This is a genomic window from Planktotalea sp. (assembly GCF_050633725.1).
GTDB lineage: Bacteria > Pseudomonadota > Alphaproteobacteria > Rhodobacterales > Rhodobacteraceae > Planktotalea.
Map to the genome: position 1 here is coordinate 36,495 of NZ_JBOEHB010000011.1, position 25,655 is coordinate 62,149.

The following is a 25,655-nucleotide window of genomic DNA, read 5'->3' on the forward strand; positions in this document are numbered from 1 at the left end:
GCATCACCTGCCGCGACTGGTTCCAGCTTTGCCTCAAAGAAGGGCTGACCGTCTATCGCGACAGTCAGTTCACGTCCGATATGCGCTCTGCCTCGGTCAAACGTATCTCGGATGTGATCGATCTGCGTGGACGTCAGTTTGCCGAAGACAACGGCCCCCTCGCCCATCCCGTGCGCCCTGACAGCTTTGTTGAGATCAACAATTTCTACACGGCTACCGTTTATGAAAAAGGCGCAGAAGTCATTGGCATGCTGAAAACTCTCGTCGGAGAGACCGATTACGCCAAGGCCCTTGATCTCTACTTCACCCGCCATGACGGCGATGCGGCGACAATCGAAGATTGGCTTGCCGTCTTCGAAGAGGTCACAGGCCGCAATCTCAAACGTTTCAAGCGCTGGTATACTTCGGCAGGCACTCCGCGCCTGAGTGTGAAAGAGAAATACAAAAACGGGCGTTATAAACTGACATTCCGCCAAGAAACGCCCCCAACGCCGGGTCAGCCGCAAAAGAAACCGCGCGTTATTCCGATTGCGGTTGGATTGCTTGACGAGAGCGGGAATGAAGTCCTGCCGACGCAGATTTTGGAGATGGACAAGCGCCAGCAAAGCTTCAAATGGGAAGGGCTACAAAGCAAGCCAACCCCGTCCATCCTGCGCGGCTTTTCTGCGCCTGTGATCCTGGAACGTGACACAACAGATGCCGAACGCGCGTTCTTGCTCGCGCATGACACCGATCCGTTCAATCGCTGGGAAGCGGGCCGCGATCTAGCGAAATCCACCCTGCTCGATATGATCGAAAACGACGCCTCGCCTAATGCAGATTATCTGGACGGTATGCTCGCAGTGCTGCGCGATGACACGCTTGACCCAGACACGCGTTCGCTCATGCTGGATTTACCGAGCCAATCTGATCTGACCCAAACCCTTGCGGACAAAGGCGTCACGCCAGACCCGCAAAAAATCTATGACGCGGTGCAAACTTTGCTGCTCGCAATGGCGCAGCATATGCAAGACACCCTGCCGCGCATTTACGCCGATAACCAAGTCGCAGGCCCCTACTCGCCAGATGCTGGCCCTGTTGGCAAACGCGCACTCGCCAGCAGTGCGCTCTCGCTTGGCTCGCGCCTCGATGGGGGCAAGGCGGCGCAAGAGCAATACGACAACAGCGATAACATGACTCTTCAGCTATCGGCCCTGGCAATCTTGCTGCGTCAGAATGTTGGCGAAGATGCGCTCGCCAAGTTCTATCAGCAATGGAAAGGTGACCGTTTGGTCATGGACAAATGGTTCGGCCTTCAAGTCAGTTGCGCCGCGCCGCAGGATGCTGCGAGCGTCGCGGAAAAACTCACCCAGCATCCTGACTTTGATCACAAAAACCCCAACCGCTTCCGCGCCACACTTGGCGCATTGGCCATGCATCACGCGGGGTTCCATCACATTTCGGGCAAAGGTTACACGTTGCTTGCAGATTGGTTGATCAAACTTGATCCGCTCAACCCGCAAACCACCGCGCGCATGTGCTCAGCGTTCCAGACGTGGAAACGCTATGATGAAACGCGCCAAGGCATGATAAAGGGCGAAGTCGAGCGCATCTTGGCGCAGCCGAACCTCAGCCGCGACACAACAGAAATGCTCACGCGGATTCTCGCCGCATGAGCCGCCCAAAGAAGCGTCCTGTCTGTTTGATCACTGGTGCAAGCGCGGGCATCGGCGCCGCATGCGCTACGCTCGCTGCACCAGACTATGATCTTGCGCTCAATTACCGCTCTGATGATGCGGGCGCGGAAGCGGTGAAAATCGCCTGCGAAGCACAAGGCGCGCGGGTGATCTTGTGCAAGGGCGACGTTGCAGACCCTGCGCAAATCGAGGCGATTTTTGCAAAGGTTGACGCGCATTTCACGACACTAGATGCGCTGATCAATAACGCAGGCATCGTCGGTCAAACAGCGCGCGTCACTGATCTTACCTATGAGCGGATGCGCCATATGTTTGATGTGAACGTAATCGGTGCGATCCTTGTTGCGAAAGAGGCTGTCCTGCGCATGGAAAAGCAAGGCAGCGGCGGGATCGTCAACATATCCAGCGCCGCTGCGCGGCTTGGCTCGGCCAATACATATGTCGATTACGCCGCCACCAAGGCCGCAATTGATACATTTACCAAAGGGCTCTCTGACGAGGTTAGCGCCAGCGGTATTCGCGTGAATGCTGTGCGCCCGGGGCTGATTGAAACCGAAATACATGCCAAAGGCGGCGAACCGGATCGCGCGGCGCGCCTTGCAACAGGCGTGCCGATGCAGCGCACGGGCAGCGCTGAAGAAGTCGCGCGCGGCATTCTTTGGCTCTTGTCCGATGCGGCCTCTTACGTAACAGGCACCACGCTGGATGTCACAGGTGGACGATAGCGCTTATAGGTTCTCTCGATCCTCCCGCACCCCGCGCGCGCTTATCATTGTTGCGCTTTGGTGGGTTGTGATTGCTCTGCTTGGATTGGTCTTGAACGCCGCTCCGATTATTATCGCGGTTCTGGCGCTTGCCAGTCTACCCGCGCTTTATGACATCGGCGCAGGCGCAACATCCGAGCTTAACATCACCGACAAAGACATCTCTTGGCGCTCGGGGCGGCGCAGCGGAACGCTCGCGCGTGGCCAGCTTAAATCAGTGCGCCTTGATACCCGCCTTGATCTATCGCTTCGTATGACGCTGATCACCCATCAAGGCGGCAAGATCCGCCTGCCTTATGAATGTGTTCCAAAGGCAAACGAAATCGAAGCTGCGCTGAAGACTGCAGGCATAACGTTTGAGCGCCATCACTTTACACTCTTGTCCTAATTGATTGGTCGCGCCTTGGGCCGAACAGAGCTGAGTTCTCGACAATAGCTTTGCTTGCGAGTCCAGCCCGCTATGTCCTTGCGTTTCGATCCAATTCGCATTGGACCCCAATCTGCCGCGACACCGCGCCAACGCTTGTCCTTGCTGGCCATGACTTTGTCGCGCGGCATGACGACGGTTAGAATACGAATGGCGCAGCTCAAATTGGATGGTCCATGCTTCAAGCCCTCGCGCGAAGGAGATGCGCATTTATAGCCGCGCGCCGTCGCTGGCAAAATCTGTAAAAGTCCATACCAACGCCCACCGCCGCCAACGGCATCCTGACGATAGGTGCTTTCATGTTTTGCTAAAGCCGACATAAACCCCACCCAAAAGGCGGCGCGGGTTTTTTCATCCGCATTCGGATAGGCGGGGCACCAGTCGGCGATATCACGCGGCACGGTCTGCAAGATCGGCTTTCCATGGTCCAGTAGCGCCGACATTGCGGCTCTCGTCCATATGCGTCCAGCAGGGCGGTGATCCCAGCGCGCAACTGGAACGATATCACCATCCCTGCGCTTTGGCCGCGTTACGCTTTCGGGCGCGAGCGCGCTGGCCGCTTCAAAATCTGTGGAAATATCGCCATCAACAGCAATAGCCACAGGTTTGCCTAAATCTTCGCTGGCAGCCAGAACAGGCGAAACCAGTAAAGAAAAAGCCGCTAAAACTGTTAAAAACATAGGGTTCATCCGTGCATGATGCCTGCATCGGTTCTCTGGACACAAGCGAAATACTGTCCTTTTTTGCACTGAAGTTCCGCGGAAACAGTCTGTTCTTGCCTGTTGCGCGCCACGTTTGCGCCCGAATGCGCCGCCATAAGCATCCTCAACGCATCTTCGAGTTGAGTGAAAGCAAATACATATGTCCTTTTTGAAGTCCCTAAAAGCCCGCATTCCCGGCACGCGGATTACGCGTCGCACTTTGGCAAAGGGTCTTGAAACCAGTCACTCCTTAGAAAAGGCTCCGCGCCGTGCCGCTTCAGATCATCCTGACTTGGACAAGTTGCTCGTCATTCCCGTCTCGGATGAGCCACGCGAAGAGCAATTGCGCAGCTACTATTTTAATCAAGGCCAGTTCCTAGCCCGCCAAGAGCGCTGGGAAGATCTTGCGCAACTCGTCACGTCAGAAGACACCCAGCGCAACGCCTCTGGTGGTGGCATGCCAGTCGCCGAACTTTTGTGCCAAGGCGCGCGCTCTGATGTCGTGGCTTTGGCCGAGCATTTGCTCATTGATGGCAACCCGGAAGAAAGCCGACCGCTTACCGAAGCAATCTCTGCTTTGGAGAGCATTTTAGGCGAACACCGCGACAACCACATTATTGCGACAATCGTCGCGATGGCACATTTGGACATTGCTTGGGCTTGGCGCGGAACAGCAGCGCCACGCGATACACCAGCGCGCAATCTGGAAGCCTTCGATCTGCACTGCACCAGAGCGTGTCAGGTGCTTGATCCTTTTTGCGGCATCGAACTAAATAGCCCCCTTATCACTTCGGCCCGCTGCGCGTTGCTTGTTGGATCGCCAGACGCGACCGATCGCGTCGCGGATGACTACGAAGATCTGATTGACCTTGCGCCGTCCCAGCAACGCCACATTCGCGCGCTTGGTCATCATATGCTACCGCAATGGTTCGGCAGCTATGGCGCTTTAGAGCTGGAAGCGCGGCGCACCGCAGCGCGCACACAAGACATTTGGGGTGCAGGCGCTTATACATGGGCCTTTTTCGATGCGCTGCTTGTTGACCCTGCCTGCGCCTCGGTTCTGGATGTTCCTTTTTTCTTGGAAGGTCTTCGCGACATTCTTGAGCGTTCTGAAGATCAGCACAATGCAAACCTCTTCGCCTCTTTTGCCGCCGTTTCGATCCCAACCGCATCAAAGCAATGCAGCGATGATCTGGCAGCCTGCGCCGCGCTTGAACAAATTCAACAGGCCGCGCATTGGATCATGTCCGATCATTTGCATGAACTGCACCCACTAATTTGGGGCCATGCAATGGAAGGCTTTGACAATCAGGCCCGCATCGCATCAGTTGACGCGTTGTTTAAACAGGGTCGCGAAAAGGCCAACCAAGTCTTCATGCGCCTCTTCGGAGATCAAATGCGCAAAGGCAATTCGCTCATCTTCACTCCGCAAGGGCTTTATGTTCAGCAAGCGTAAGCAGGTTCAACAAACCATAAAAACAACTGGGAACTCGGCTTTATGAACACATTTATTCCAATTGCAGTCGTACTCTGCATCGTCGCCTTATTTGCGCTAAAGTCCTACGCCGAGAGCTGTTTGCCTTGGAAGCATCCCTTGAACCTGCTGTTAAACGGCAATCCCAAAGAGATGCGAAACCACAATGATCCGGGGGCGCGTTACAGGAATGGCACGTCAGATGGCTCGTTCGACAGTGGCGATGGCTCTTGTTAACGGCTGCGCTGTCAAAATCCCCTAGCTTTCAATAGCGCAATTCGCGCCCAGCAAAGCGCTCTGGCGCACTGCGCCCTCTTGCCCCCTCCTCGCCGCTGTCCTAGAACGCACAAAAGCCCTGATTTCTTGGACACCGACACATGCTTGATCTGACTTACGACTCCCCGAAAGTGAAAACCATCGCTGGTGCGAAACACGATTGGGAATTGGTGATCGGCATGGAGGTCCATGCGCAGGTGCAGTCCAAGGCCAAATTGTTCTCTGGGGCCTCTACGAAATTCGGTGCCGAACCAAACTCCAACGTGGCTTTTGTTGACGCGGCCATGCCCGGAATGCTCCCTGTGATCAACGAGTTCTGTGTTGAGCAAGCCGTGCGCACGGGCCTTGGCCTCAACGCTGAAATCAATCTGTTCTCGGCTTTTGACCGCAAGAACTATTTCTACCCTGACTTGCCGCAAGGCTATCAGATCAGCCAGCTCTATCACCCTATCGTGGGCGAGGGTGAAATCATCGTCGATATGGAACCGGGCATTGCGCGCCGCGTTCGCATTGAACGTATCCACCTAGAGCAAGACGCGGGCAAATCCATCCACGATATGGACCCGAACATGTCTTTCGTTGATCTCAACCGCACGGGCGTCGCCCTGATGGAGATCGTCTCGCGCCCCGACATTCGCGGCCCCGAAGAAGCGGCGGCCTTTGTCGTCAAATTGCGCCAAATCTTGCGTTATCTCGGTACATGCGACGGTAACATGCAAAGCGGCTCGATGCGCGCAGATGTAAACGTGTCGATCTGCTTGCCCGGAGCTTACGAAAAGTTCATCGAAACCGGCGATTTCGGCCACCTCGGCACGCGCTGCGAGATCAAGAACATGAACTCCATGCGCTTTATCCAGCAAGCAATCGAAGTCGAAGCCAAGCGTCAAATCGCCATCGTTGAAGCGGGCGGCAAAGTCGATCAAGAGACGCGTCTCTATGATCCAGACAAGGGCGAAACCCGCTCTATGCGCTCCAAAGAAGAGGCGCATGATTATCGCTATTTCCCCGATCCTGATCTGCTTCCTCTGGAGATAGAACAGGCATGGGTTGACGACATTGCCAAGACATTGCCCGAACTGCCAGATGAGAAAAAATCGCGCTTTGTCAACGACTTCAAACTGTCCGAATATGATGCCTCGGTTCTGACCGCAGATGTAGAATCTGCTGGTTATTTCGAAGCTGTTGCAAAAGGCCGTGATGGCAAACTCGCTGCGAACTGGGTGATTAACGAACTCTTTGGTCGCTTAAAAGCCGACGAGAAAGACATCACCACATCACCGATTTCACCTGATCAACTCGGCGGCATCATTGATCTGATCAAAGCCGACACGATCTCTGGCAAGATCGCCAAAGACCTGTTCGAGATTGTTTACACCGAGGGCGGCGATCCAGCAGAAATCGTCGAAGCGCGCGGGATGAAGCAGGTGACGGATACGGGCGCAATCGAAGCCGCTTTGGACCAGATCATCGCTGACAACCCTGCTCAGGTAGAAAAGGCCAAAGAAAACCCGAAACTCGCGGGTTGGTTCGTTGGTCAGGTGATGAAAGCGATGGGCGGCAAAGCCAACCCCAAAGCCGTGAACGAGCTGATTGCGAAGAAACTCAATTCGTAAGCCCGAATTTTCCTCAAAAAGCCCCTAACGTTATGTCGGGGGCTTTTTTGTTCTTACTTCGTTGCGAACACCTTCTAGAAAATGAAGTCGTTGTCAGAATAGGCAAGTCCAACGCCAACCTCTGCAAACGCTACTCCATCAAGAACGAGCAGGTTCGATCCTACGAATATTTCAGCGAACCCAGAAATCCCACTTTGCAAATGATTGGCAAGCAAGTCCGCAAAATCGGTGATCTCTGTGACCGCGCTTAGATCGATGTCCTCGGCGTCATCCCCATCAAAATCCGTGATGACATCAGAGCCCCAGCTATTAGCAAAAACAAACGTGTCAGCATGCAAGCCACCCGTTAACAGATCATTGCCTTTGCCACCTTCAAGAATGTCGTCGCCACCTTTACCGACAAGAGTATCAGAGCCCTTGCCACCAAAAATCTGATCCGATCCCTTGCCCCCATTGAGCAAATCATCAGATGCGCCGCCGTCTAAATGGTCGCTACCATCTTCCCCGAAAAGAGTGTCTTCGCCCTCTCGTCCGGAGAGAGTGTCCGCGCCGTTCCCACCATAAGCTTCATCATGGGTGATCGATCCCGTGAAACTGTCATCGCCGCCCTTCATCTCAAAGAGATTGCCCTGAGAATAGGTTGAGATGCTTGATAGATCGAATACATTTGCAGCGCTCGTTCCAACGACCGATGCGCCATCGGCATCAAAGCTTTCAATTTTTGTACCTGTGCCAAGAAGCAAGCCTTCTAGCGCAAACAGCCCGTCATAGTGAACAGTATCGATGCCCTTGCCACCATCAAAAACATCGACATTACCGTCGATGTTTCCCGTATAAAAATGGTCTGCGCCTTTACCACCAAAGAACAGGTCAAATCCACCGCCACCGTAAAGCGTGTCGTCGCCGCCATTCCCGGTGAGCGTATCGCTTCCTTTGCCGCCATAAACGACTTCGCCCTGCCCAGATCCTAGAAACAAATCGTCGCCGCCACGCAGATCAAATTGATTAGCCCCGCTGTAACTCAGCAACCCGGAGACGTCGAAAACATTTGCCAGCTTAGTGCCTTTGGCGCTCGCGTCATTTATGTGCAGCTGCTCGATACTTGTCGCATCACCAAGCATCAAACCTTCGAGGTTTTCACCTCCATATATGACCTGATCGTGGCCGCCTCCGCCATCAAATAGATCGGCGCTACCGTCTATAAGGCCTGTGTAGAAAACGTCGTCGCCGCCTCCGCCAAACAAATGGTCGACCCCTGCCCCGCCGAAGAGATTATCCACGCCGCCGTTGCCGTTAATCGTGTCAGACCCTTTGCCGCCGTAAATGACCTCTGCTTGCTCTGATCCGGTAAAGCTGTCATCGCCGCTTCGCAAATTGAAAGTATTGCCGTTTGTGTAGCTCGACAGGCCCGACACGTCGAACACATTTGCGGCATTCGTTCCCTCGACTGTCTGCCCATCCGCATCAAGCCTTTCAACCTCGGTCATTGAATCTAGGATAAGCCCGTCGAGCCTTTGCCCACCGTACAAAACGGTATCAATGCCTTGTCCGCCGTCAAAGAGATCCGTGCTACCGTCTGCAAAACCCGTACCAAGAACATCATCATCAATTCCGCCGGATAGTGAATCAACGCCCTTCCCCCCATAGAGGGTATCCATGCCGCCGTTGCCGCTAAGTGTATCACTTCCTTTGCCGCCATAAACGATCTCGCCTTGTCCGGAGCCAATAAACGTATCGTCTCCGACTTTCAGCTCGAAGATACTCGAGTCGACATAGTTGGAGAGCCCTGACACATCGAAGGTATTCGACGCGCTCGTCCCTTTTACCTCGTGATCCTGCGTGTCGAAATTGTGGATGCCTGTCGCAGCTGTAAGTATCAGACCATCAAGCGCCATTCCGCCATAGATCACGGTGTTCGTTCCGTGACCTCCGTAGAACAGATCAATGCTCCCGTCGACGAAACCGGTATGAAAAACATCCGACCCGTTGCCTCCGTTCAAAGAATCTACGCCTGCTCCACCGATCAGCGTGTCAGCACCACCCCCACCATGCAGCGTATCGGAACCGGTTCCGCCATAGACCACTTCGCTCAAATTAGAACCTAGAAAGAAGTCATCGCCTCCGGCCATATCGAAGGTATTCCCATCAACATAGCTCGTGACGCCCAAGACGTTGAAAGTGTTTTGAGTATCTGTGCCAAGAACGTCTTGATCTTGCGCATCAAATGTCCACGTGGACAGGTTTAATGCAAGCCCCGATACTGGAAGGCCATCATAAAGAAATGTCGGCATTTTTTATGTCCTTGAAGAATTTGTTTGGTTTTATAACTCCCTCAAGGTGCTGAAGAACCCCTGCCCTGTCAACTCAACTCTGGCGCGATTTTATTCAGCGCACCTACCACATGGATTGATAGAGCCCTACAATTTCTTCAGCGCTCGGAATTCTCGGGTTGTTTTGTGGCGATCCTGACGCGAGCGCTTGCTCTGCCATCAGGGTCAACTTTGCCTCATCCATCACATGCCCAAGCATGCTCGGAGTTGGCACGCTCAAGTCATCGTTTAAACGTCTCAATTCCTCGACCAATCGCCCGCAAGCCACGGCGTCAGCAGTGGCCTCATCAGCAAACCCCATCACCCGCGCACACGTTGCATATCGCTGTTGCGCATGATCCACCGAAAAGGCCGTCACAGTCGGTAAAAGCATTGCATTCGAAAGCCCATGCGCCACATGATAATGCGCGCCGATGGGCCGGCTCATCCCATGCACCAAAGCAACTGAAGCGTTAGAAAACGCCATGCCAGCTTGGCTCGCCGCGAGCATAAGGGCTTCTCTCGCCTGCGCGTTTTCGGGGTCTTCACACGCCGCGCGCACATTGTTCACAATCGCTGGCATCGCAGACAATGCAAAACTATCCGTATAGGCAAAGGCTTTGCGCGACACATAGGCTTCCATCGCATGTGTCAGGCTATCAACCGCAGTATCGGCAGTAATTCTGGCAGGTTTGGTTACAGTAAATGTCCAATCAATCAAGGCCGCGCTCGCCACACATGCAAGACCCGATAGATTGTACTTTTCTGGGCTTTTCGTATCGGTAATGACACACCACCGCGTCAGCTCTGAACCGGTTCCACCTGTCGTGGGAATAGCAATCACGGGCGGGCCACATCTATCAATCTGCTTTGGTGCTTTGTATTCGCGCACGTGACCTGCGTTCACGCTCATAAAGCTGATCGCCTTAGCCGTATCCATTGGCGAGCCGCCTCCAAGCCCGATAATGCAATCATAATCGCCCGCGCGATACGCTTCTAATCCGGCCTCCAGACAAGTATCTGTCGGATCTTCGACCACACCGTCAAATATCCCCCACTGAAGTGCGGCGCGATCCAGCACGTCCGTAACCGTCGCAACATGCCCAAGCCCGACAAGCACCTTGTCCGTTACCACCAAAGGTCGCGACACCCCGAGCTGCTCCAAGACCTCAGCGATCTCACGCGCGACGCCGCCGCCGATACGAATGATACGCGGGCTTTGCACCCGTCCGATTGTGCTCTCTTGCATGAAACGTCCCCTCACCTTCGCCAAGCGTTGCGTGAACCCTATGCGGGCAAAGGCGAGATTGTCCACGCATCGCCTTGTCCTTTTGACATCCGCGACTTAGCGTAATTTCACCCCTCGCCAAGAAAGAGCCCTATGCCCAACAACGCGCCGCACCGCTCATCCCTGCAAACCGTCCAACCCCAATGGATTGACCATAATGGCCACCTCAACATGGCTTATTATAACGTGCTGTTTGATCGAGGCGCAGATGAGTTGTTCGCCGAATTCGGCTTTGACCCCGACTATATTGCGCGCACAGGACATTCGACGTTCTCCGCCGAATTCCACGTCTGCTATCTGCGTGAACTTCATGAAGGCGATCAAGTCTACGTCACATCGCAACTCCTTGATTTCGACGAAAAACGCTTTCACTTCTTCCAGGAACTCTATCACGAGGACGGCTGGCTCTCTGCCACAGGCGAAGGTCTTGGCCTTCATATCGACATGAGTGGCCCGCGCGTCGCGCCAATGTCCGCTGAGACCTACGCAACCCTGAAAAAGCTGCACGCCCAGCACAGCAAACTCCCCTACCCAGAGCGCGCAGGCCGCAAGATCGGCATCACCCGCAAGTAACCCCGCTAATGGTTCTGCATAACAAATGCTACATAACACCCAATCAAAATCTGGTTCACACTCTCCTTATCAACAAACCCAAAGGCCAAGCCACCATAGGCCAGCGCGATGCCGCCATAGATCACGCGATGACACCACAAGGTTTGCACCGATTTCGTTACAATACTCATAAGACGCTTCAACATATTCACATTCCTTTTCGTGTTGAGCGTCGGGCCCGACAAAGTTAACGTTCAGAACAATTGGAATATGTCAGTGCGCGCGCGCATTTTCGTTGCGCTAAAGATGTGCCGCCCAAGGTGCGCGTTGTTGTTTGGAGTTGTGGAAAGTTGTTGGACCTCATCGCGCTTGGCGCATTGATCAAGGCCAAACGCGGCCAAGCCAAAATCACCCAAGAGACCCTCGCGCTCGACGTCTTTGGCGATTCCACCCGCAAGGGCGACATCAGCCGCATTGAAAACGCAAAAACCACCCCGCAAGAGGCCACGCTGCAAAAACTCTGCGTTGCGCTCAATATCTCTGACGCGGAAATGCTGCCCATCCGCACAGGCGGGGCGAGTGCGAAACAACTCGATCAAATCCCCACGCTCTCGCGCGATCAACTCGAACTCCTCGCCGCGCGCTTTGAAATCGAAAAGGCCCATGACAAAGGCGACGATGAACTCCGCCACCTTCTGAACGACAAGGCCGAAGAATACCGCAACCTGCGCCATCAAATCGCAGCGCTCGATGATGCCCACAGCGAAATCGCCGAGATCAAAGCTGCAGCGGAACAAGCCGCCAGCGATCTCGATTTCGAAAAAGTCGAAACGCTGCTAGAGGTTGCCGATGTCGCCGACACCGCCATTTCTGCGCAAACAAAAATGACCCGCGCCACCAACATGCTGATGCTGGGCCGCATAGAAAAAGCCTATGACATCCTCAGCGCCGTCGCCGACAGCTTTCGCAGTGTCGATCCAAAACTGCCCGCGCAGTTTCGTCTTGAGTTGGAAGATCAGCTTTATCAACACGGGCTGCGCTACGGCAGTGACGGCATGGCCTATTCAGAGCGCATGATCCGCGATGCCCTATCGCAACTGGACGAAACAACGCAGCCAGTGCTTTGGGCGAGCGCACAAAATTCTCTCGCAATCGCACTTAAAGACCAAGGCACTCGCACCAGCGGCGCAGAGGGCGCAGCGCTCTTGGCACAATCCGTCACCGCTTATCAAAGCGCCCTGCGCATCCACACAGAGGCAGAGCATCCCGTGCAATGGGCCGCGACCCAGAACAACCTCGCCAACGCCCTATTTGAGCAAGGCACTCGCACCAGCGGCGCAGAGGGCGCAGCGCTCTTGGCACAATCCGTCACCGCTTATCAAAGCGCCCTGCGCATCCACACAGAGGCAGAGCATCCCGTGGACTGGGCCATGACCCAGAACAACCTCGCCAATGCCTTGTCTGAGCAAGGCACTCGCACCAGCGGCGCTGAGGGCGCAGCGCTGCTGGCAGAATCCGTCACCGCTTACCAAAGCGCCCTGCGTATCTACACAGAGGCTGAGCATCCCGTGCAATGGGCCATGATCCAAGAGAATATGGCAATCGTTGAACTAGAAATCGCCCAGTACGATACCACCACAGACCCACGCGCGCACCTCGTCGCGGCGCGCGCCCATATCGAACGCGCCCTTACGGTATTTGATCCTACCCATATGCCCTATGACCACGACACCGCCACAGAACTTCGCGAGCACATCCGCGCCGCCCTCAAAGTGCCAGGCGACAGCTAACCGCCCTTCCCCCTCTCCCCGCGCCTTGTTATAGACGCCCCAACCAAGAAAGAGGCGCTCATGACCCCCTACGAATACAAAGTCATCCCCGCCCCGATGCGCGGGCAAAAGGGCAAAGGCGTCAAAGGCGCGGACGGCAGGTTTGCACATGCGCTGGAAACCGCAATGAACGAAATGGCCGCGATCGGTTGGGAATACCAGCGCGCCGAAACGCTGCCCTCAGAGGAACGTGCTGGCCTTACCTCCAAAACCACCGTCTTTCGCAACGTGCTGGTCTTCCGCCGCGCGATCGAAACGCAAAACGAGCGCGAGGACATCAAACGCCTCGAAGCGCCCGCCGATGAACCGACTTCAGCACCGCCTGAAGAGAACGCACCGGAAGATCACACTGAGCCGCAAAGCCAAGCACACGAGAACATCGAAGACGACACCGAAGAGCAGCCCCAAACCACTCACCCCGCTTAATCTCTTCATTTTCCCAGATAAACTCTGGGGGAGTCCGCCGCGCGGACGGGGGCAGCGCCCCCTAATCCAAAAATCAAGCGCCCGTCAGGGCACATCCAGATCAAGCGCAAGCGCGTGAATTTGCCCAATCAACTCAGGCCCCAGCGCGCTATGTACCATTCGGTGCCGTTTGATCCGGCTCTGCCCTTCAAACGCAGCGGCCCGAATGCGCACGTTAAAATGACTCTCTCCACCCTCTTGATACCCGCCATGTCCGCGATGGCTTTCACTATCATCCACCACCTCCAATTCGCTCGGCGACAAGCCAACCTCTAGCTTTGAGCGAATTTCTTCTGTCTTCGACATTTTTCCCAATCTCCCCTTCTAACCGCCGCTAAATCCACTATTGTTATGCGCCTGAGTCGACGAGGTGAGCAATGATAAAGAAAGACGATCCCTTTGGATTTGATATGTCCGTTTCTTCTGCAAAGAAGAAAAACCCGCGCGGTCGTCGCGGCATGTCAGGGGAATCAGAGACGTCTCAACGTGTCTGCGAAAAAGAGGGTTGCGAGCTACCGGGCAAGTTCCGCGCGCCGCGCGCTCCGGATGTTCTGGATGATTATGTCTGGTTCTGCAAAGATCACGTGCGCGAATATAACCTCAAGTGGAACTTCTTCAACGGCACCACAGAGGCCGAAATGAACGCCCAGCAGAGCAAAGACAAAGTTTGGGAACGCGAAACAAAGCCGGTAAAAGACCCCGAAGCCGCCGCTTGGGCGCGCCTTGGCATTGAAGACCCGCATCAGGTTCTTGGCGGCAACGCCACGCGCAATCCCGGAAAAGGCGGCGGCGCAGGCAAACGCCTGCCCCCAACAGAAAAGCGCGCGCTTGATCTGCTAGAGGCCAAAGATTTCTGGACCAAGGTTGAAATTCGCAAGTCCTACAAAGCGCTTATCAAAGTTCTGCACCCTGACATGAACGGCGGCGATCGCTCGCAAGAGGAGCAATTGCAAGAAGTCGTTTGGGCTTGGGATCAAATCAAAGACAGCCGCAACTTTAAGTAAGCCATGCGTGAAACCGATCTCTATCCCCCTGTGAAATCCTTTTTGGAAGCACAGGGGTATGAGGTCAAAGGCGAAGTCGGCAAACTCGATGTGATGGCTATGCGCGGCGATGAGCCGCCAGTTATTGTCGAGCTCAAAACGGGGTTTTCGCTTTCGCTCTTTCATCAAGGCGTCGAACGCCTATCAATTTGCGATACGGTCTATATCTGCGTTCCCCGCCCCAAAGGCAAAGCAGGGCTAAAGTCGCTCAAGAACAACATGACGCTTTGCCGTCGCCTCGGGCTTGGCCTGCTCACAGTGCGTGCGTCTGACAATTTCGTTGAAGCCCACGTTGATCCAACGCCCTACACACCGCGCAAATCCAAAAAGAAAACGGACCGTCACCTGCGCGAGTTTCAACGCCTTGTGGGCGATCCAAATACTGGCGGCTCGACGCGCCAAGGGCTGGTCACAGCCTATCGCCAAGACGCCCTAAAATGCCTTGGATTTCTTGAAGGCCACGGCCCAACAAAAGCCTCTGAAATTGCCAAGAGAACGGGCGTTCCAAGCGCGCGGAACCTGATGGCAAACAATCACTACGGCTGGTTCGAGCGCGTCGAAAAAGGCATTTACTGGCTCAGCCCAAAGGGCCAAGACGCACTTGGCGAATATGAAACAGAGTTAGACGCCATTCGCGATCTCTACCCAAGCCCTGACTAACGGGCCAAAATCTTCGCAGAAGATTTTTAACCTCGCTGATTTTCGCAGAAAATCAGCCCGCTTTGAACACCAGCGAAACGCCATTCAGACAATGACGTTTGCCCGTCGGCGCAGGCCCGTCATTGAAGATATGCCCAAGGTGCGATCCACAACGGCGGCAATGACATTCCGTGCGCAGCGCCAGCAGCTTGCGATCAGCCTTGGTGCCAATCGCATTGGGAAGCGATTGATAAAAACTCGGCCACCCCGTGCCGCTGTCATATTTCGCTTTTGAGGAATAAAGCGGCAAGTCGCAGCCACGGCAATGATAGGTGCCCGCAGCGTAGTTCTTATCTAGTGGCGAAGACCCCGCTCGTTCGGTCCCCTCTTTGCGCATCACTTTATACTGCACTGACGACAGCATCGCACGCCACTCGGCGTCGCTGCGCATCACCTCGAACGCGCCCGAAGCTGCTGTGCTGGAACGCGCGCCAAACGCGCCCAATACAGACATTGCACTCAGCCCCGTCACTGCGCCTGCTGATAAGAAAAAACGTCGGTTCATTGTTTGGCTCCTTTCACAGCAAAATGGGGCTAACGCGCGCAGTCTGCAAATGACGCTTGCGCACAAGCTCGTGACAGCTTTGTCACATTCAGCGCGATGCCTGCGGATAGGCGCGCAATACGCCCCGCGCAATCTTTTGCCCTGCGAGCGAGGCATCGGCATTCGCTTCTTCAAGCGTGACAAAAATTTCCCGTCCAGCGATCAGATGCTCAATGTTTGAACGCGCGACTTCAATTCGCTGAACTTCCAAAGGCTTTAGCGCGCCAAGATTGATGTTTTCAGCATCTCCCGTTACCCAAAGATCATAGCGCATGCCGAGCGGCGGCTCTTGCGGAGCCCACCTCACCAAAGCCACCTGCCCAACCGGATCAATCGCCACAGTGAATTCAAACTGACTCTCTGCGCTTTCCAACCGCGCTTGCAAAATCTCGCTCGGCGCAGGGTCCAAAAGCGCGGAATTATACACCACATAAGCCAGCAAGGACGCAGCGATGCCTCCCAGCGCAAACTCCCAAATCCGAATCCGGCGTCGCCACGGCATCCAATTCTCGCCCCAGATTTCTCGGCGAAAATTGCTAAGCGCATCCAACTCAGGCTCTGGCGCATGTACCCCAATCGCATCAAAATGCAGCCGGCATCTGTCAACCTCGCGCTGCAACTCGACGTCCTGAGCAAGCGCGCGCTCAAAAGCATGAGATTCTTCTTCGTTCAGAAAGCCCGCAACATAATCGCTGGCCTGCTCGAAAAAGTCCAAATCCTGATTTACATCCGTCAACAGCCAGCCCTTTCGCCCACTTTCAAAAGCTTGCACAACCAGCACAATCTTGCAAAGTCCCAACGTCGCATCGCGAATGCAGGTTTTTCGCAATCGCTCCCCTTGTCCTTGTGTGCGGAATGATGCACGACAGAAACTATGTACGCGGACGCGATTTAGGCGCAAGACAAGGACGACACCATGGCCGAAGAAATGCTCGACATTGATACGAAACCGACAGAAGACATTTCTGTACGCGAGGTTTTTGGCCTTGATACGGATATGGTTGTCAAAGGTTTCGCCGATCGTACGGCCCGTGTTCCTGACCTTGATAGCACGTATAAGTTCGATCCAGACACAACAATGGCGATTCTTGCCGGCTTTTCACACAACCGCCGCGTAATGATCCAAGGCTATCACGGCACAGGTAAATCGACTCACATCGAACAAGTCGCCTCACGCCTGAACTGGCCTGCAGTGCGCGTGAACCTCGATAGCCACATTTCTCGCATCGATCTGATCGGTAAAGACGCTATTAAGTTGAAAGACGGCAAACAAGTCACCGACTTCCAAGAAGGCATCCTGCCTTGGGCGCTCCGCAACCCGACGGCTATTGTCTTTGATGAATACGATGCGGGCCGCGCCGACGTTATGTTCGTGATCCAACGTGTTTTGGAAACCGACGGCAAGCTCACGCTGCTTGACCAGAACCAAGTCATTAACCCGCACCCCTATTTCCGCATTTTCGCGACAGCAAACACTGTTGGCCTCGGAGATACGACAGGTCTTTATCACGGCACGCAGCAGATTAACCAAGGTCAGATGGACCGTTGGTCCCTCGTCGCAACGCTGAACTACCTCAGCGTTGATGCGGAGAGCCAGATCGTTCTGTCCAAGAACCCGCACTACAATAATGAGAGCGGACGCAGGACTGTAAAACAGATGGTCAAGGTCGCGGATCTGACACGCACGGCTTTCATGAACGGCGATCTCTCCACCGTGATGTCGCCGCGCACGGTAATCGCATGGGCGCAAAATGCGGAAATCTTCCGCAACGTTGGCTATGCCTTCCGTCTATCCTTCCTCAACAAATGCGACGAACTCGAACGCCAGACTGTGGCCGAGTTCTATCAGCGTTGCTTTGACGAAGAACTGCCAGAAAGCGCAGCAAGCGTTTCGCTTGGCTAGAGCGATTTTTCGCAGAAAAATCATGTCGTTGGCAGGGAAAACTTTAGACCAAAGAAGATCGTAGGTATGGCGCAGAATAACGACAATCCGGCAGATCCGTTCAAAAAGGCTTTGGCAGAAGCCACCAAAGTCATGGCCAACGATCCCGACTTGTCCGTCACTTACACGGTCGATCCCTCTGGCGTATCAGGCGATACCATGCGCCTGCCGCAAGTCTCTCGCCGCATGACCCGCGAAGAGGTGTTGATCGCGCGCGGCACAGCGGATGCGCTCGCGATGCATCGCAAGTTTCACGACGACAGCACCCACTCGCGCTATGTCCCACAAGGCGAAACTGCACGCGAGCTTTATGAGGCAATGGAAACCGCCCGCTGCGAAGCAATGGGGGCACGCGATATGCCAGGCACGGCAGGCAATATCGATGCCAAAATTGGCAATGAAGCGTTGCGCAAAGGCTTCAACCAAATTCGCGAAGCAGCTGACGCCCCGCTCGCGACCGCTGCGGGGTATTTGATCCGTCACCTCGCAACTGGACGCGAATTGCCGGAGGGTGCGCAAAATGTGATGAACCTTTGGAGAGGATTCATCGAAGATCAGGCAGGCGGCACACTTGAAAGCGTCGACGACTTGCTCGACGATCAAGCCGCCTTTGCCAAGCTGTCGCGCCAGATCATTCAAGATCTCGGCTACGGCGATCAACTGGGCGACGATCCAGATGAAATCGACGACGAGGCGCAAGACGACGCAGAAGAGAGCGGCGAAGAAGAACAGGATCAAGAGAACTCCGGTCAGGATGACGAGTCCGAAGAAGCCGATGACGCCTCTGCCGAGCAATCTCAAGAAGAGCAGCAAGATGCCTCGCAGGCGCAAGTTTCAATGGATGAAGCTGCGGATCAAGAGATGGGCGAAGAAACCGAAATGCCCGAAGGCGAGGCACCGCTTGAACCGCCACAACCGCAGCCGATTTCCGATGCAGACCCGAATTATCAAGTGTATTCAACCGAGTTTGACGAGGAAGTGCGCGCGGAAGAATTGGCGGAACCCATCGAACTCGAACGCTTACGCGCCTATCTTGACCAACAGCTTGAGCCGCTCAAAGGTGCCGTATCGCGCCTCGCAAATAAACTACAACGCCGCCTTCAGGCACAGCAAAACCGATCGTGGGAATTTGATCTAGAGGAAGGCACCCTGGATGCAGGGCGGCTTGCGCGTGTCGTGGCAAACCCAACAACTCCGCTCAGCTTTAAGATCGAAAAAGATACCGAATTTCGCGACACCATCGTGACCTTGCTACTGGACAACTCCGGTTCTATGCGCGGGCGACCGATTTCTATCGCAGCAATCTGCGCCGACGTTCTTGCGCGCACCCTTGAGCGCTGCAACGTAAAGGTCGAAATCCTCGGATTTACCACACGCGCTTGGAAAGGCGGCCAATCTCGCGAAGCATGGCTCAATGCGGGGCGCGATCAGCAGCCCGGCCGCCTCAACGATCTTCGTCACATCATCTACAAAAGCGCGGATAGCCCATGGCGGCGCGCGCGGCCAAATCTTGGCTTGATGATGAAGGAAGGCCTGTTGAAAGAAAACATCGACGGCGAAGCGCTGGAATGGGCGCACCGTCGTATGGCAGGGCGCCCCGAAGCGCGTAAAATTCTCATGGTAATCTCCGACGGCGCGCCCGTGGATGATAGCACACTTTCGGTCAATCCCGCGAATTACCTAGAAAAACATCTGCGAGATGTTATTGAAATGGTTGAGAAAAAACGCGCCGTTGAGTTGCTTGCCATCGGTATTGGCCATGATGTGACACGCTATTACGAGCGTGCAGTAACAATCACGGATGTTGAGCAACTTGCCGGCGCAATGACCGAGCAACTGGCTGCTCTCTTTGATACCGACCCACGTGCACGCGCGCGGGTTATGGGAATGCGCAAAACCGGCTGACGGGGCAAAATCTTCTGCGAAGATTTTGCTTTCAAAAATCCTTCGCAGAAGGATTTTCCGCTCAATAAGGGAAGATAAGTTCAATGTTTCAGAGCTTCGATACAACAAGCGATCCGTCTCAAGGGCCAGCGCGTCTTGCCGCCTTGCGCGCTCAGCTTTCTAGCGCAAAACTTGATGGCTTTATCATTCCGCGCGCCGATGCGCATCAAGGCGAGTATGTTGCCGCTCATGACGAGCGCTTACAATGGCTTACCGGCTTCACAGGTTCCGCGGGATTTTGCTGTGCTCTTCAAAATGATGCTGGCGTCTTTATTGATGGGCGGTATCGCACACAGGTTAAATCGCAGGTCGATCTTGAACAGTTCACCCCTGTGCCTTGGCCTGAAACCTCGCTCGTAGACTGGCTGAAAACCCAATGCTCAAACGGTGCGGAAATTGGATTTGATCCGTGGCTGATGACAAAGGGTCAACTCGAAGCTCATGAAAATGCCCTAAACGGCACAGATATTACCCTGCGCGCCTGTGCTAATCTCGTAGACATAATTTGGGATGATCAACCAGCTCCCCCGCTCACCTCTGCGTTCGCTTATTCGATCGAATATTCGGGCAAGTCTTCCCCCGACAAGCGTCGCGATTGCGCCGCTGATCTTGTCGAAAAGAATGAGAATGCGGCTGTCATCACCCTCCCAGACAGCCTGTGCTGGCTGTTAAATATCAGAGGCAGCGACGTTTCAAAAACACCGCTGGTGCATGGATTTGCAATCCTGAATGATGATGCGCGCGTGCAACTCTTTATTGCGCCCTCCAAAGTAGAAGCGCTCGGCCCTGATCCATCTATTGATATCATGCCCCCTGAGGACTTTTTGCCCACGCTTTCTAAGCTCACCGGTAAAGTGCGCTGTGACAAGACCTCGGTCCCTGTTGCGGTTATTGACGCGCTAAACGCGAGCGATGCGGAGATTAGCTACGGCGTTGATCCATGCGCTCTGCCCAAGGCGCGTAAGAACCCTGTCGAGATTGCAGGCACCCGCGCTGCACATATCACTGACGCAACGGCTGTGTGCGAACTTCTTTGCTGGCTTGATCAGCAACCTGCAAACACCACAAGCGAGATTGACGTCGTCACCCAGCTCGAACAACGACGCCGCGCGACTAACGCGTTGCAGGACATCAGTTTTGACACCATTTCTGGTGCCGGTCCCAATGGGGCGATCATGCACTATCGCGTCACGCATGAAACCTCGCGAACCTTGCAAGACGGCGATCTGCTCGTGCTCGATAGCGGCGGTCAATACCTGAATGGCACCACCGACATCACGCGCACCATTGCCATTGGCGAAGTGGGACATGAAGAACGCACTGCGTTCACGCGCGTTCTGCAAGGGATGATAGCGATCTCTCGCATGCGTTGGCCCAAAGGGCTTGCTGGGCGTGATATTGAAGCGGTCGGGCGTGTTCCACTTTGGCTTGCGGGACAAGACTTCGATCATGGGATCGGTCATGGCGTTGGACATTTCCTAGGCGTGCATGAAGGGCCGCAACGGCTTAGCCGCGTGAGCAATGTGCCACTCGAAACGGGAATGATCCTCTCGAATGAACCTGGATATTATCGTGAAGGTGCCTTTGGCATTCGCATTGAAAACTTGCTCGTCGTTCAACCTGCAAAGGCGCTCGAGGGCAGCGACGCCCACCGCCAGATGCTTGACTTTGAGACCCTCACCTACGTTCCGATTGATCGCCGCTTGATCCTGAGCGACATGCTAAACCAGCAAGAGCTTGATTGGATGAATAGCTATCACGCGGCCTGCCTGAGCAAACTATCGGGCTTGCTTAGCGAAGACGCTCAGAACTGGCTCGAGAACGCCACGCAGCCGCTTTAGCTGTGTTCTTCCGCGGCAGTCGCAGCCAGCGCGCGATTGTAGGCTTTCAGTGCATCCACGTGATACAAAGCACCCCAAAGTTCAGGCGCTTGCCCCTCACCTGACAGCGTGACGACAGGAATGAACTGCACCGACGATTTATCAAAAATCGGCATCGCAGCTTCAAGCGTTGCGTTGCCGTCTACATAGACGCCATCGCTCACCATCTCCCAGCACTTTTCTTCTTCAATCCCGTCTTCGCGTTTACGCATGACCCCTGCGACGCGGAACATCGCAAGCAAATAGGCTTGAGGACCGGCTGCCAAATGAATGTTGCGCCTCTCCAATTGAGTCAGAAAAAACGAGCGATCCACAAGTCGCGATGCGAGCGCTGTGGAAAGCGAAACCGATACCATCACGGCAAGTCCGGTTTGCCAATCGCCTGTTAATTCAAACACAATCAACGTGGTCGAAATCGGTGCCCCAAGGACCGCAGCCGCCACGGCCCCCATCCCCGCCAAAGCATAAAGCGTATGAGATCCGCTTACCTCTGGGAAAATGCTGGTCGCGATGAGACCAAAAGCCAGTCCAGTTAACGCACCAATCATCAGAGATGGCGAAAAGATGCCGCCGCCCATGCGTCCCCCCATGGTGATCGCAACAGCCGCTGCCTTTAAAATCGCAAAGATGACAGCCTCGTGCAGCAAAAGCTTGCCTGTCAAAGCTGCTGATGTCGTTTCGTAACCGACCCCAATGATATGGGGAAACTGTATTGCAAGTAGCCCCAGCAATGCGCCCGCGAAAGCTGGTCTGATCCAATAGGGCAGCCCCATTTTGCTCTGGATACGCGATTCCATATCATCGGCCCAAAACACGCAGCGCATCAAAGTGACCGCGACCAAACCGCAGATCGCGCCGAGGATCAAATACGCAGGTAATTCTGCATAAAACTCTAGGGCCGATGTTCCAGGCAGCGCAAATTCTGCTGTGTCCCCAAACGTCAAACGGTTGATCACCGTCCCTGCCGCACTGGCGATGACGATAGGCGCAAAGGCATGCACCGCGAAATGGCGCAGAATAACCTCAAGCGCGAACAGCGCACCTGCGATTGGCGCATTAAAACTGGCAGAAACCGCTGCGGCAACTGCGCAGCCGAGCAGATCACGGCCTGTGATCCCATCCGCGCGAATGAGGTTGCTCACCCAGCTCGACATCATTGCCGCAATATGAACAACAGGCCCCTCGCGCCCTGTAGAACCGCCTGTTCCGAGTGTAATCATCGAAGAAAGCGCGGAGGCGATGCCTGCCTTTTTCTCCACCCGACCGTTGTTCAAGGCGGCTCCTTCGATCACATCGGAAACGGATCGAACGCGGCCGTCGGGGGTAAAATGATGCAGAATAATACCAACACAAAGGCCACCAGCCATTGGTATCAACAGGATCCAATACCATGCCAACGACTCTGCGAAACTGTGCAGCTTGTTGACGTCCTCAACGCCATAAAGCATTGTTTGTAAAGTAGAAATACCTGCCCGAAACGCAACAGCGGCGCAGCCAGCTGCAATGCCGATCATCAAGGCGATGAACCAAAACTGGATTTGCGATGGTCCCTTTCGACCAAGCGCTTTCCAACCTCGCGCGAAGCTTGCTTTGATGTCTTGCCTTTGCGCGTTGAGCGCGGCGAGAGCAGCGCGCAACATTCCTAGCCCACCAGCAAGGAGCGCGCCGCGCCACGTGCTTCATCGCTGATCGTATCGCCAGAAATCATCCGTGCGATCTCGTCGATGCGCTCATCCTCGTCAAGCGGCACAACCGTGGACAACGTCGCATCATTCTCGACACGTTTTTCTACGCGCCAATGATGTCCGCCTAGCGCTGCGACTTGGGGCGAGTGAGTAACAACCAAGACCTGCCCGCCATCTGCAAGGCTTGCCAAACGACGCCCGACTGCATCTGCCGTCGCCCCGCCGACGCCGCGATCAATTTCATCGAAAATCATCGTGATGCCTTGGCTCTCGTCCGACAAGCAAACCTTCAAAGCAAGCAAGAAACGGCTAAGCTCGCCCCCCGATGCGATTTTGTTAAGCGGACCGCTAGGAGCGCCCGGATTGGTGGCGACAGTAAAGGCAACCGCGTCGCGCCCTGCCCCGCTTGCGGCAGTTTCGCTCACTTCGGTCGTAAACACGGCGCGGTCCATTTTGAGCGGTGCCAGTTCACGCGTGACCGCAGCATCTAGCCGCATCGCCGCCGCGCCGCGCGCTTCGCTCAAGTCCTGTGCAGCACTCTCATATGACGCCTCAGCCGCGCGAACCGCTGCGCGCGCCTCGCCCAATTGCGCATCTCCCGCATCCAAAGCTTCAAGGCGTTGACGCAGCTCTATTGCAAAACTTCCAAGTTCGTCTGGCGTCACATTGTGTTTCCGCGCGAGCGCACGGATCGCGAACAGGCGTTCCTCACAGGCTTCGAGGTCAGCGGGGTTAAACTCAAGGTTATCAAGGCATTGCTCAACACCCGCGCTTGCGTCTCCCAGCTCTTCCATTGCGCGTGACAGCGCAGCAAGTGGCGCGTCGAGTTGCCCGTCAGCCTTATCAGCGACGCCATCTAGCCAACGCACAGCTTCGCTCATCACCCCTTCAGCGCCCTCAAAACCCAGCATCGAAAAGGCACGCGCAACGTCATCACGGATCTTCTCCGCCCCTTGCATCTTGCGGCGTTTGACATCGAGAACCGCCTCTTCGCCCGGCATCGGGTCCAGCGCGTCTAGCTCGGCAACTGCATGGCGCAGAAAATCTTCTTCTTCGCGCACAGCCGCAATCGCCGCTTCTAATTCGCCAAGGGTCTTGCGAGACGCGGATAGGCTTTTCCAAGCGTTTAGAACAGCATTGTGCAGTGTCGGCTTGTCCAGAAACGCATCTAGAACCGCCATGTGACCCTTGGGATCTAGCAATCCGCGATCATCATGTTGGCCGTGCAATTCAATCAAAGTTTCGGACAGAGCCCGCAGCACCTCGCCCGAGCAACGCCGATCATTAACCCATGCGGTTTTGCGTCCGTCACTGCGATTAACCCGCCGTAAAATCAACTCATCCCCTGTGGGCAAACCAGCCTCATCCAAGATCGCATGGGCGGCATGCCCTTCTGGAAGATCAAAGATCGCGGTGACTTCGCCTTGCTTGGCACCGCTGCGCACCAATTCTGCGCGCCCGCGCCAGCCTAGAACAAAGCCGAGTGAATCCAATAGGATAGATTTTCCCGCGCCGGTTTCACCTGTCAGCACATTTAGGCCCGGCTGAAAGCCAAGCTCTAAATGATCAATGATAAGAATATCGCGAATATCCAGCGTGCGCAGCATTTAGCTCACTCCAAACGGGCCTGCGCCGCATTCATATCCGATTACAGCCACTTGCCTTGCAACATCTGACGATACACTTGACGCAGCCAGTTATCACCAGAGGCTTTCAACTCCAAACCACGACCAGTCAACAGCTTGAAGCTGTCCTCATACCAGTCCGTGCCTTTGTAGTTATGACCAAGGATCGCGCCAGCAGTCTGCGCTTCTGCGTTCAGGCCAAGCGATAGATAGGCTTCCACCAAACGGTGCAGCGCCTCTGGCGTGTGCGTCGTTGTTTGGAAGTCTTCGACCACTGCTCTGAAACGGTTGATCGCCGCAGTGTAATGATCGCGCTTGAGATAATACCGCCCGATTTCCATCTCTTTCCCTGCGAGATGATCAAAGGCCAGATCGAACTTCAAAATGGCAGAGCGCGCGTATTCACTATCAGGATAGCGTTCGATCACAGTACGCAGCCCTTGCAATGCTTGGAAGGTCAGACCCTGATCGCGGCCAACATCCTCAATCTGGTCATAATAGCTAAGTGCCAAAAGATACTGCGCATATGCCGCGTCATCATCGGTTGGGTAGACATCTATGAAACGTTGGGCTGAGCCGCGTGAATTTTCGTAGTCCTTATCCTTGTGATAAGAAAACGCCTGCATGATCAACGCGCGTTTCGCCCAATCGGAATAAGGATAAAGGCGCTCGACCTCACCAAAATAGAAGGCTGCGTCGTCTTCGCGCTTGCGCTCTAGCTCAAACTCGCCGCGTTCAAAAATTTGTTCCGCCGTGTATGTTTCAAGCGGGACATCCGGTTGGCCGCCAAGAAACCGCGACACAGAGCCGCCGCCTCCGCTGCAAGCAGACAAAGTCATCGAGACCAGCATCGCAGCTGTCAAAGTGTGACGCGCAGTTTTGCGTTTCATTCCAGCACCTTTGATAGAACCTGTCAGAG

24 protein-coding genes are annotated in these 25,655 nt (G+C 54.9%); 14 read left to right on the plus strand and 10 right to left on the minus strand.

Translation table 11 applies throughout. The features are described 5' to 3' along the window. The 3 genes from ACRBCU_RS10360 to ACRBCU_RS10370 form a co-directional block, all read left to right on the plus strand. Window positions 1-1,655: DUF3458 domain-containing protein (locus ACRBCU_RS10360; RefSeq protein ID WP_431365307.1), on the plus strand; the 1,655-nt coding region annotated here is incomplete at its 5' end. Further along, window positions 1,652-2,401: an SDR family oxidoreductase gene (locus ACRBCU_RS10365; protein ID WP_431365308.1), complete on the plus strand. Its 750-nt coding sequence runs from the start codon at window positions 1,652-1,654 to the stop codon at window positions 2,399-2,401. The genes ACRBCU_RS10360 and ACRBCU_RS10365, both read left to right, overlap by 4 nt. Beyond that, the gene (locus ACRBCU_RS10370) at window positions 2,382-2,828 is read left to right on the plus strand and encodes a hypothetical protein (protein WP_431365309.1); all 447 of its coding nucleotides are present in this window, start codon (window positions 2,382-2,384) and stop codon (window positions 2,826-2,828) included. The genes ACRBCU_RS10365 and ACRBCU_RS10370 overlap by 20 nt, the downstream gene beginning before the upstream one ends. Here ACRBCU_RS10370 and ACRBCU_RS10375 read toward each other — a convergent pair. Then, complete coding sequence (locus ACRBCU_RS10375; RefSeq protein WP_431365310.1) at window positions 2,825-3,547, minus strand: transglycosylase SLT domain-containing protein; 723 nt, start codon at window positions 3,545-3,547, stop codon at window positions 2,825-2,827. The two genes, ACRBCU_RS10370 and ACRBCU_RS10375, sit on opposite strands and share 4 nt — an antisense overlap. Window positions 3,548-3,728: 181 nt before the next feature. On the opposite strand from ACRBCU_RS10375, the gene ACRBCU_RS10380 reads away from it, so the two are divergent. The 3 genes from ACRBCU_RS10380 to gatB all read left to right on the plus strand — a co-directional run bounded on the left by ACRBCU_RS10380 (window position 3,729) and on the right by gatB (window position 6,931). Further along, window positions 3,729-5,024, plus strand: coding sequence for a hypothetical protein (locus tag ACRBCU_RS10380; protein WP_431365311.1), 1,296 nt, complete (start codon window positions 3,729-3,731; stop codon window positions 5,022-5,024). 42 nt (window positions 5,025-5,066) lie between these two features. Beyond that, window positions 5,067-5,279, plus strand: coding sequence for a hypothetical protein (locus ACRBCU_RS10385; protein WP_431365312.1), 213 nt, complete (start codon window positions 5,067-5,069; stop codon window positions 5,277-5,279). Window positions 5,280-5,419: 140 nt separating this feature from the next. Then, the gene (gatB, locus tag ACRBCU_RS10390) at window positions 5,420-6,931 is read left to right on the plus strand and encodes an Asp-tRNA(Asn)/Glu-tRNA(Gln) amidotransferase subunit GatB (protein WP_431365313.1); all 1,512 of its coding nucleotides are present in this window, start codon (window positions 5,420-5,422) and stop codon (window positions 6,929-6,931) included. A 74-nt stretch (window positions 6,932-7,005) separates the two neighbouring features. Here the strand turns inward: gatB and ACRBCU_RS10395 are convergent, their stop codons facing one another. Beyond that, a complete protein-coding gene (locus tag ACRBCU_RS10395; protein ID WP_431365314.1) occupies window positions 7,006-9,222 on the minus strand; it encodes a calcium-binding protein in 2,217 nt (738 codons plus the stop codon). A gap of 103 nt (window positions 9,223-9,325) precedes the next feature. Then, complete coding sequence (locus ACRBCU_RS10400) at window positions 9,326-10,489, minus strand: iron-containing alcohol dehydrogenase (RefSeq protein ID WP_431365315.1); 1,164 nt, start codon at window positions 10,487-10,489, stop codon at window positions 9,326-9,328. Between the two features lie 132 nt (window positions 10,490-10,621). Here ACRBCU_RS10400 and ACRBCU_RS10405 point away from each other — a divergent pair, with 132 nt between their 5' ends. Further along, entirely contained in the window at window positions 10,622-11,101 is a 480-nt protein-coding gene (locus ACRBCU_RS10405) for a thioesterase family protein (protein WP_431365316.1), read from the plus strand. 5 nt (window positions 11,102-11,106) lie between these two features. On the opposite strand, the gene ACRBCU_RS10410 is transcribed toward ACRBCU_RS10405, so the two are convergent. After that, window positions 11,107-11,286: a hypothetical protein gene (locus ACRBCU_RS10410; protein WP_431365317.1), complete on the minus strand. Its 180-nt coding sequence runs from the start codon at window positions 11,284-11,286 to the stop codon at window positions 11,107-11,109. Window positions 11,287-11,430: 144 nt separating this feature from the next. Here ACRBCU_RS10410 and ACRBCU_RS10415 point away from each other — a divergent pair, with 144 nt between their 5' ends. Further along, a complete protein-coding gene (locus ACRBCU_RS10415) occupies window positions 11,431-12,870 on the plus strand; it encodes a hypothetical protein (RefSeq protein WP_431365318.1) in 1,440 nt (479 codons plus the stop codon). 60 nt (window positions 12,871-12,930) lie between these two features. Beyond that, window positions 12,931-13,335, plus strand: coding sequence for a DUF4177 domain-containing protein (locus tag ACRBCU_RS10420; RefSeq protein WP_431365319.1), 405 nt, complete (start codon window positions 12,931-12,933; stop codon window positions 13,333-13,335). An 84-nt stretch (window positions 13,336-13,419) separates the two neighbouring features. Here ACRBCU_RS10420 and ACRBCU_RS10425 read toward each other — a convergent pair whose 3' ends face one another. Continuing rightward, on the minus strand, window positions 13,420-13,680 hold the full coding sequence (locus ACRBCU_RS10425) for a BolA family protein (RefSeq protein ID WP_431365320.1): 261 nt from the start codon (window positions 13,678-13,680) through the stop codon (window positions 13,420-13,422). A 74-nt stretch (window positions 13,681-13,754) separates the two neighbouring features. On the opposite strand from ACRBCU_RS10425, the gene ACRBCU_RS10430 reads away from it, so the two are divergent. Continuing rightward, the gene (locus ACRBCU_RS10430; RefSeq protein ID WP_431365431.1) at window positions 13,755-14,378 is read left to right on the plus strand and encodes a DnaJ domain-containing protein; all 624 of its coding nucleotides are present in this window, start codon (window positions 13,755-13,757) and stop codon (window positions 14,376-14,378) included. A gap of 3 nt (window positions 14,379-14,381) precedes the next feature. Further along, window positions 14,382-15,077, plus strand: coding sequence for a DUF2161 domain-containing phosphodiesterase (locus tag ACRBCU_RS10435; RefSeq protein WP_431365321.1), 696 nt, complete (start codon window positions 14,382-14,384; stop codon window positions 15,075-15,077). Window positions 15,078-15,129: 52 nt separating this feature from the next. Here ACRBCU_RS10435 and msrB read toward each other — a convergent pair whose 3' ends face one another. Together msrB and ACRBCU_RS10445 are read right to left on the minus strand one after the other, a co-directional pair. Beyond that, window positions 15,130-15,621 carry a peptide-methionine (R)-S-oxide reductase MsrB gene (gene msrB, locus ACRBCU_RS10440; protein WP_431365322.1) on the minus strand — a complete coding sequence of 164 codons (492 nt, stop codon included), beginning with the start codon at window positions 15,619-15,621 and terminating at the stop codon, window positions 15,130-15,132. Window positions 15,622-15,709: 88 nt separating this feature from the next. Further along, complete coding sequence (locus ACRBCU_RS10445; protein ID WP_431365323.1) at window positions 15,710-16,489, minus strand: hypothetical protein; 780 nt, start codon at window positions 16,487-16,489, stop codon at window positions 15,710-15,712. 87 nt (window positions 16,490-16,576) lie between these two features. Between ACRBCU_RS10445 and cobS the strand changes: the two genes are divergently transcribed. The 3 genes from cobS to ACRBCU_RS10460 all read left to right on the plus strand — a co-directional run bounded on the left by cobS (window position 16,577) and on the right by ACRBCU_RS10460 (window position 21,387). Next, window positions 16,577-17,563 (plus strand): cobaltochelatase subunit CobS, encoded by a 987-nt coding sequence (gene cobS / locus ACRBCU_RS10450; RefSeq protein ID WP_431365324.1) that lies wholly within the window; start codon window positions 16,577-16,579, stop codon window positions 17,561-17,563. A 66-nt stretch (window positions 17,564-17,629) separates the two neighbouring features. Then, on the plus strand, window positions 17,630-19,507 hold the full coding sequence (gene cobT, locus ACRBCU_RS10455) for a cobaltochelatase subunit CobT (RefSeq protein WP_431365325.1): 1,878 nt from the start codon (window positions 17,630-17,632) through the stop codon (window positions 19,505-19,507). An 83-nt stretch (window positions 19,508-19,590) separates the two neighbouring features. Continuing rightward, the gene (locus tag ACRBCU_RS10460; protein ID WP_431365326.1) at window positions 19,591-21,387 is read left to right on the plus strand and encodes an aminopeptidase P family protein; all 1,797 of its coding nucleotides are present in this window, start codon (window positions 19,591-19,593) and stop codon (window positions 21,385-21,387) included. Here ACRBCU_RS10460 and ACRBCU_RS10465 read toward each other — a convergent pair. The 3 genes from ACRBCU_RS10465 to ACRBCU_RS10475 are packed head-to-tail and all read right to left on the minus strand — an operon-like array spanning window position 21,384 to window position 25,626. Then, window positions 21,384-23,066, minus strand: a complete 1,683-nt coding sequence (locus ACRBCU_RS10465; protein WP_431365327.1) for a chloride channel protein — start codon at window positions 23,064-23,066, stop codon at window positions 21,384-21,386. The two genes, ACRBCU_RS10460 and ACRBCU_RS10465, sit on opposite strands and share 4 nt — an antisense overlap. Before the next feature lie 2 nt (window positions 23,067-23,068). Next, window positions 23,069-24,718 (minus strand): DNA repair protein RecN, encoded by a 1,650-nt coding sequence (gene recN, locus ACRBCU_RS10470; protein WP_431365328.1) that lies wholly within the window; start codon window positions 24,716-24,718, stop codon window positions 23,069-23,071. A gap of 41 nt (window positions 24,719-24,759) precedes the next feature. Then, window positions 24,760-25,626, minus strand: coding sequence for an outer membrane protein assembly factor BamD (locus ACRBCU_RS10475; protein WP_431365329.1), 867 nt, complete (start codon window positions 25,624-25,626; stop codon window positions 24,760-24,762). Between the last annotated feature and the right edge of the window lie 29 nt (window positions 25,627-25,655).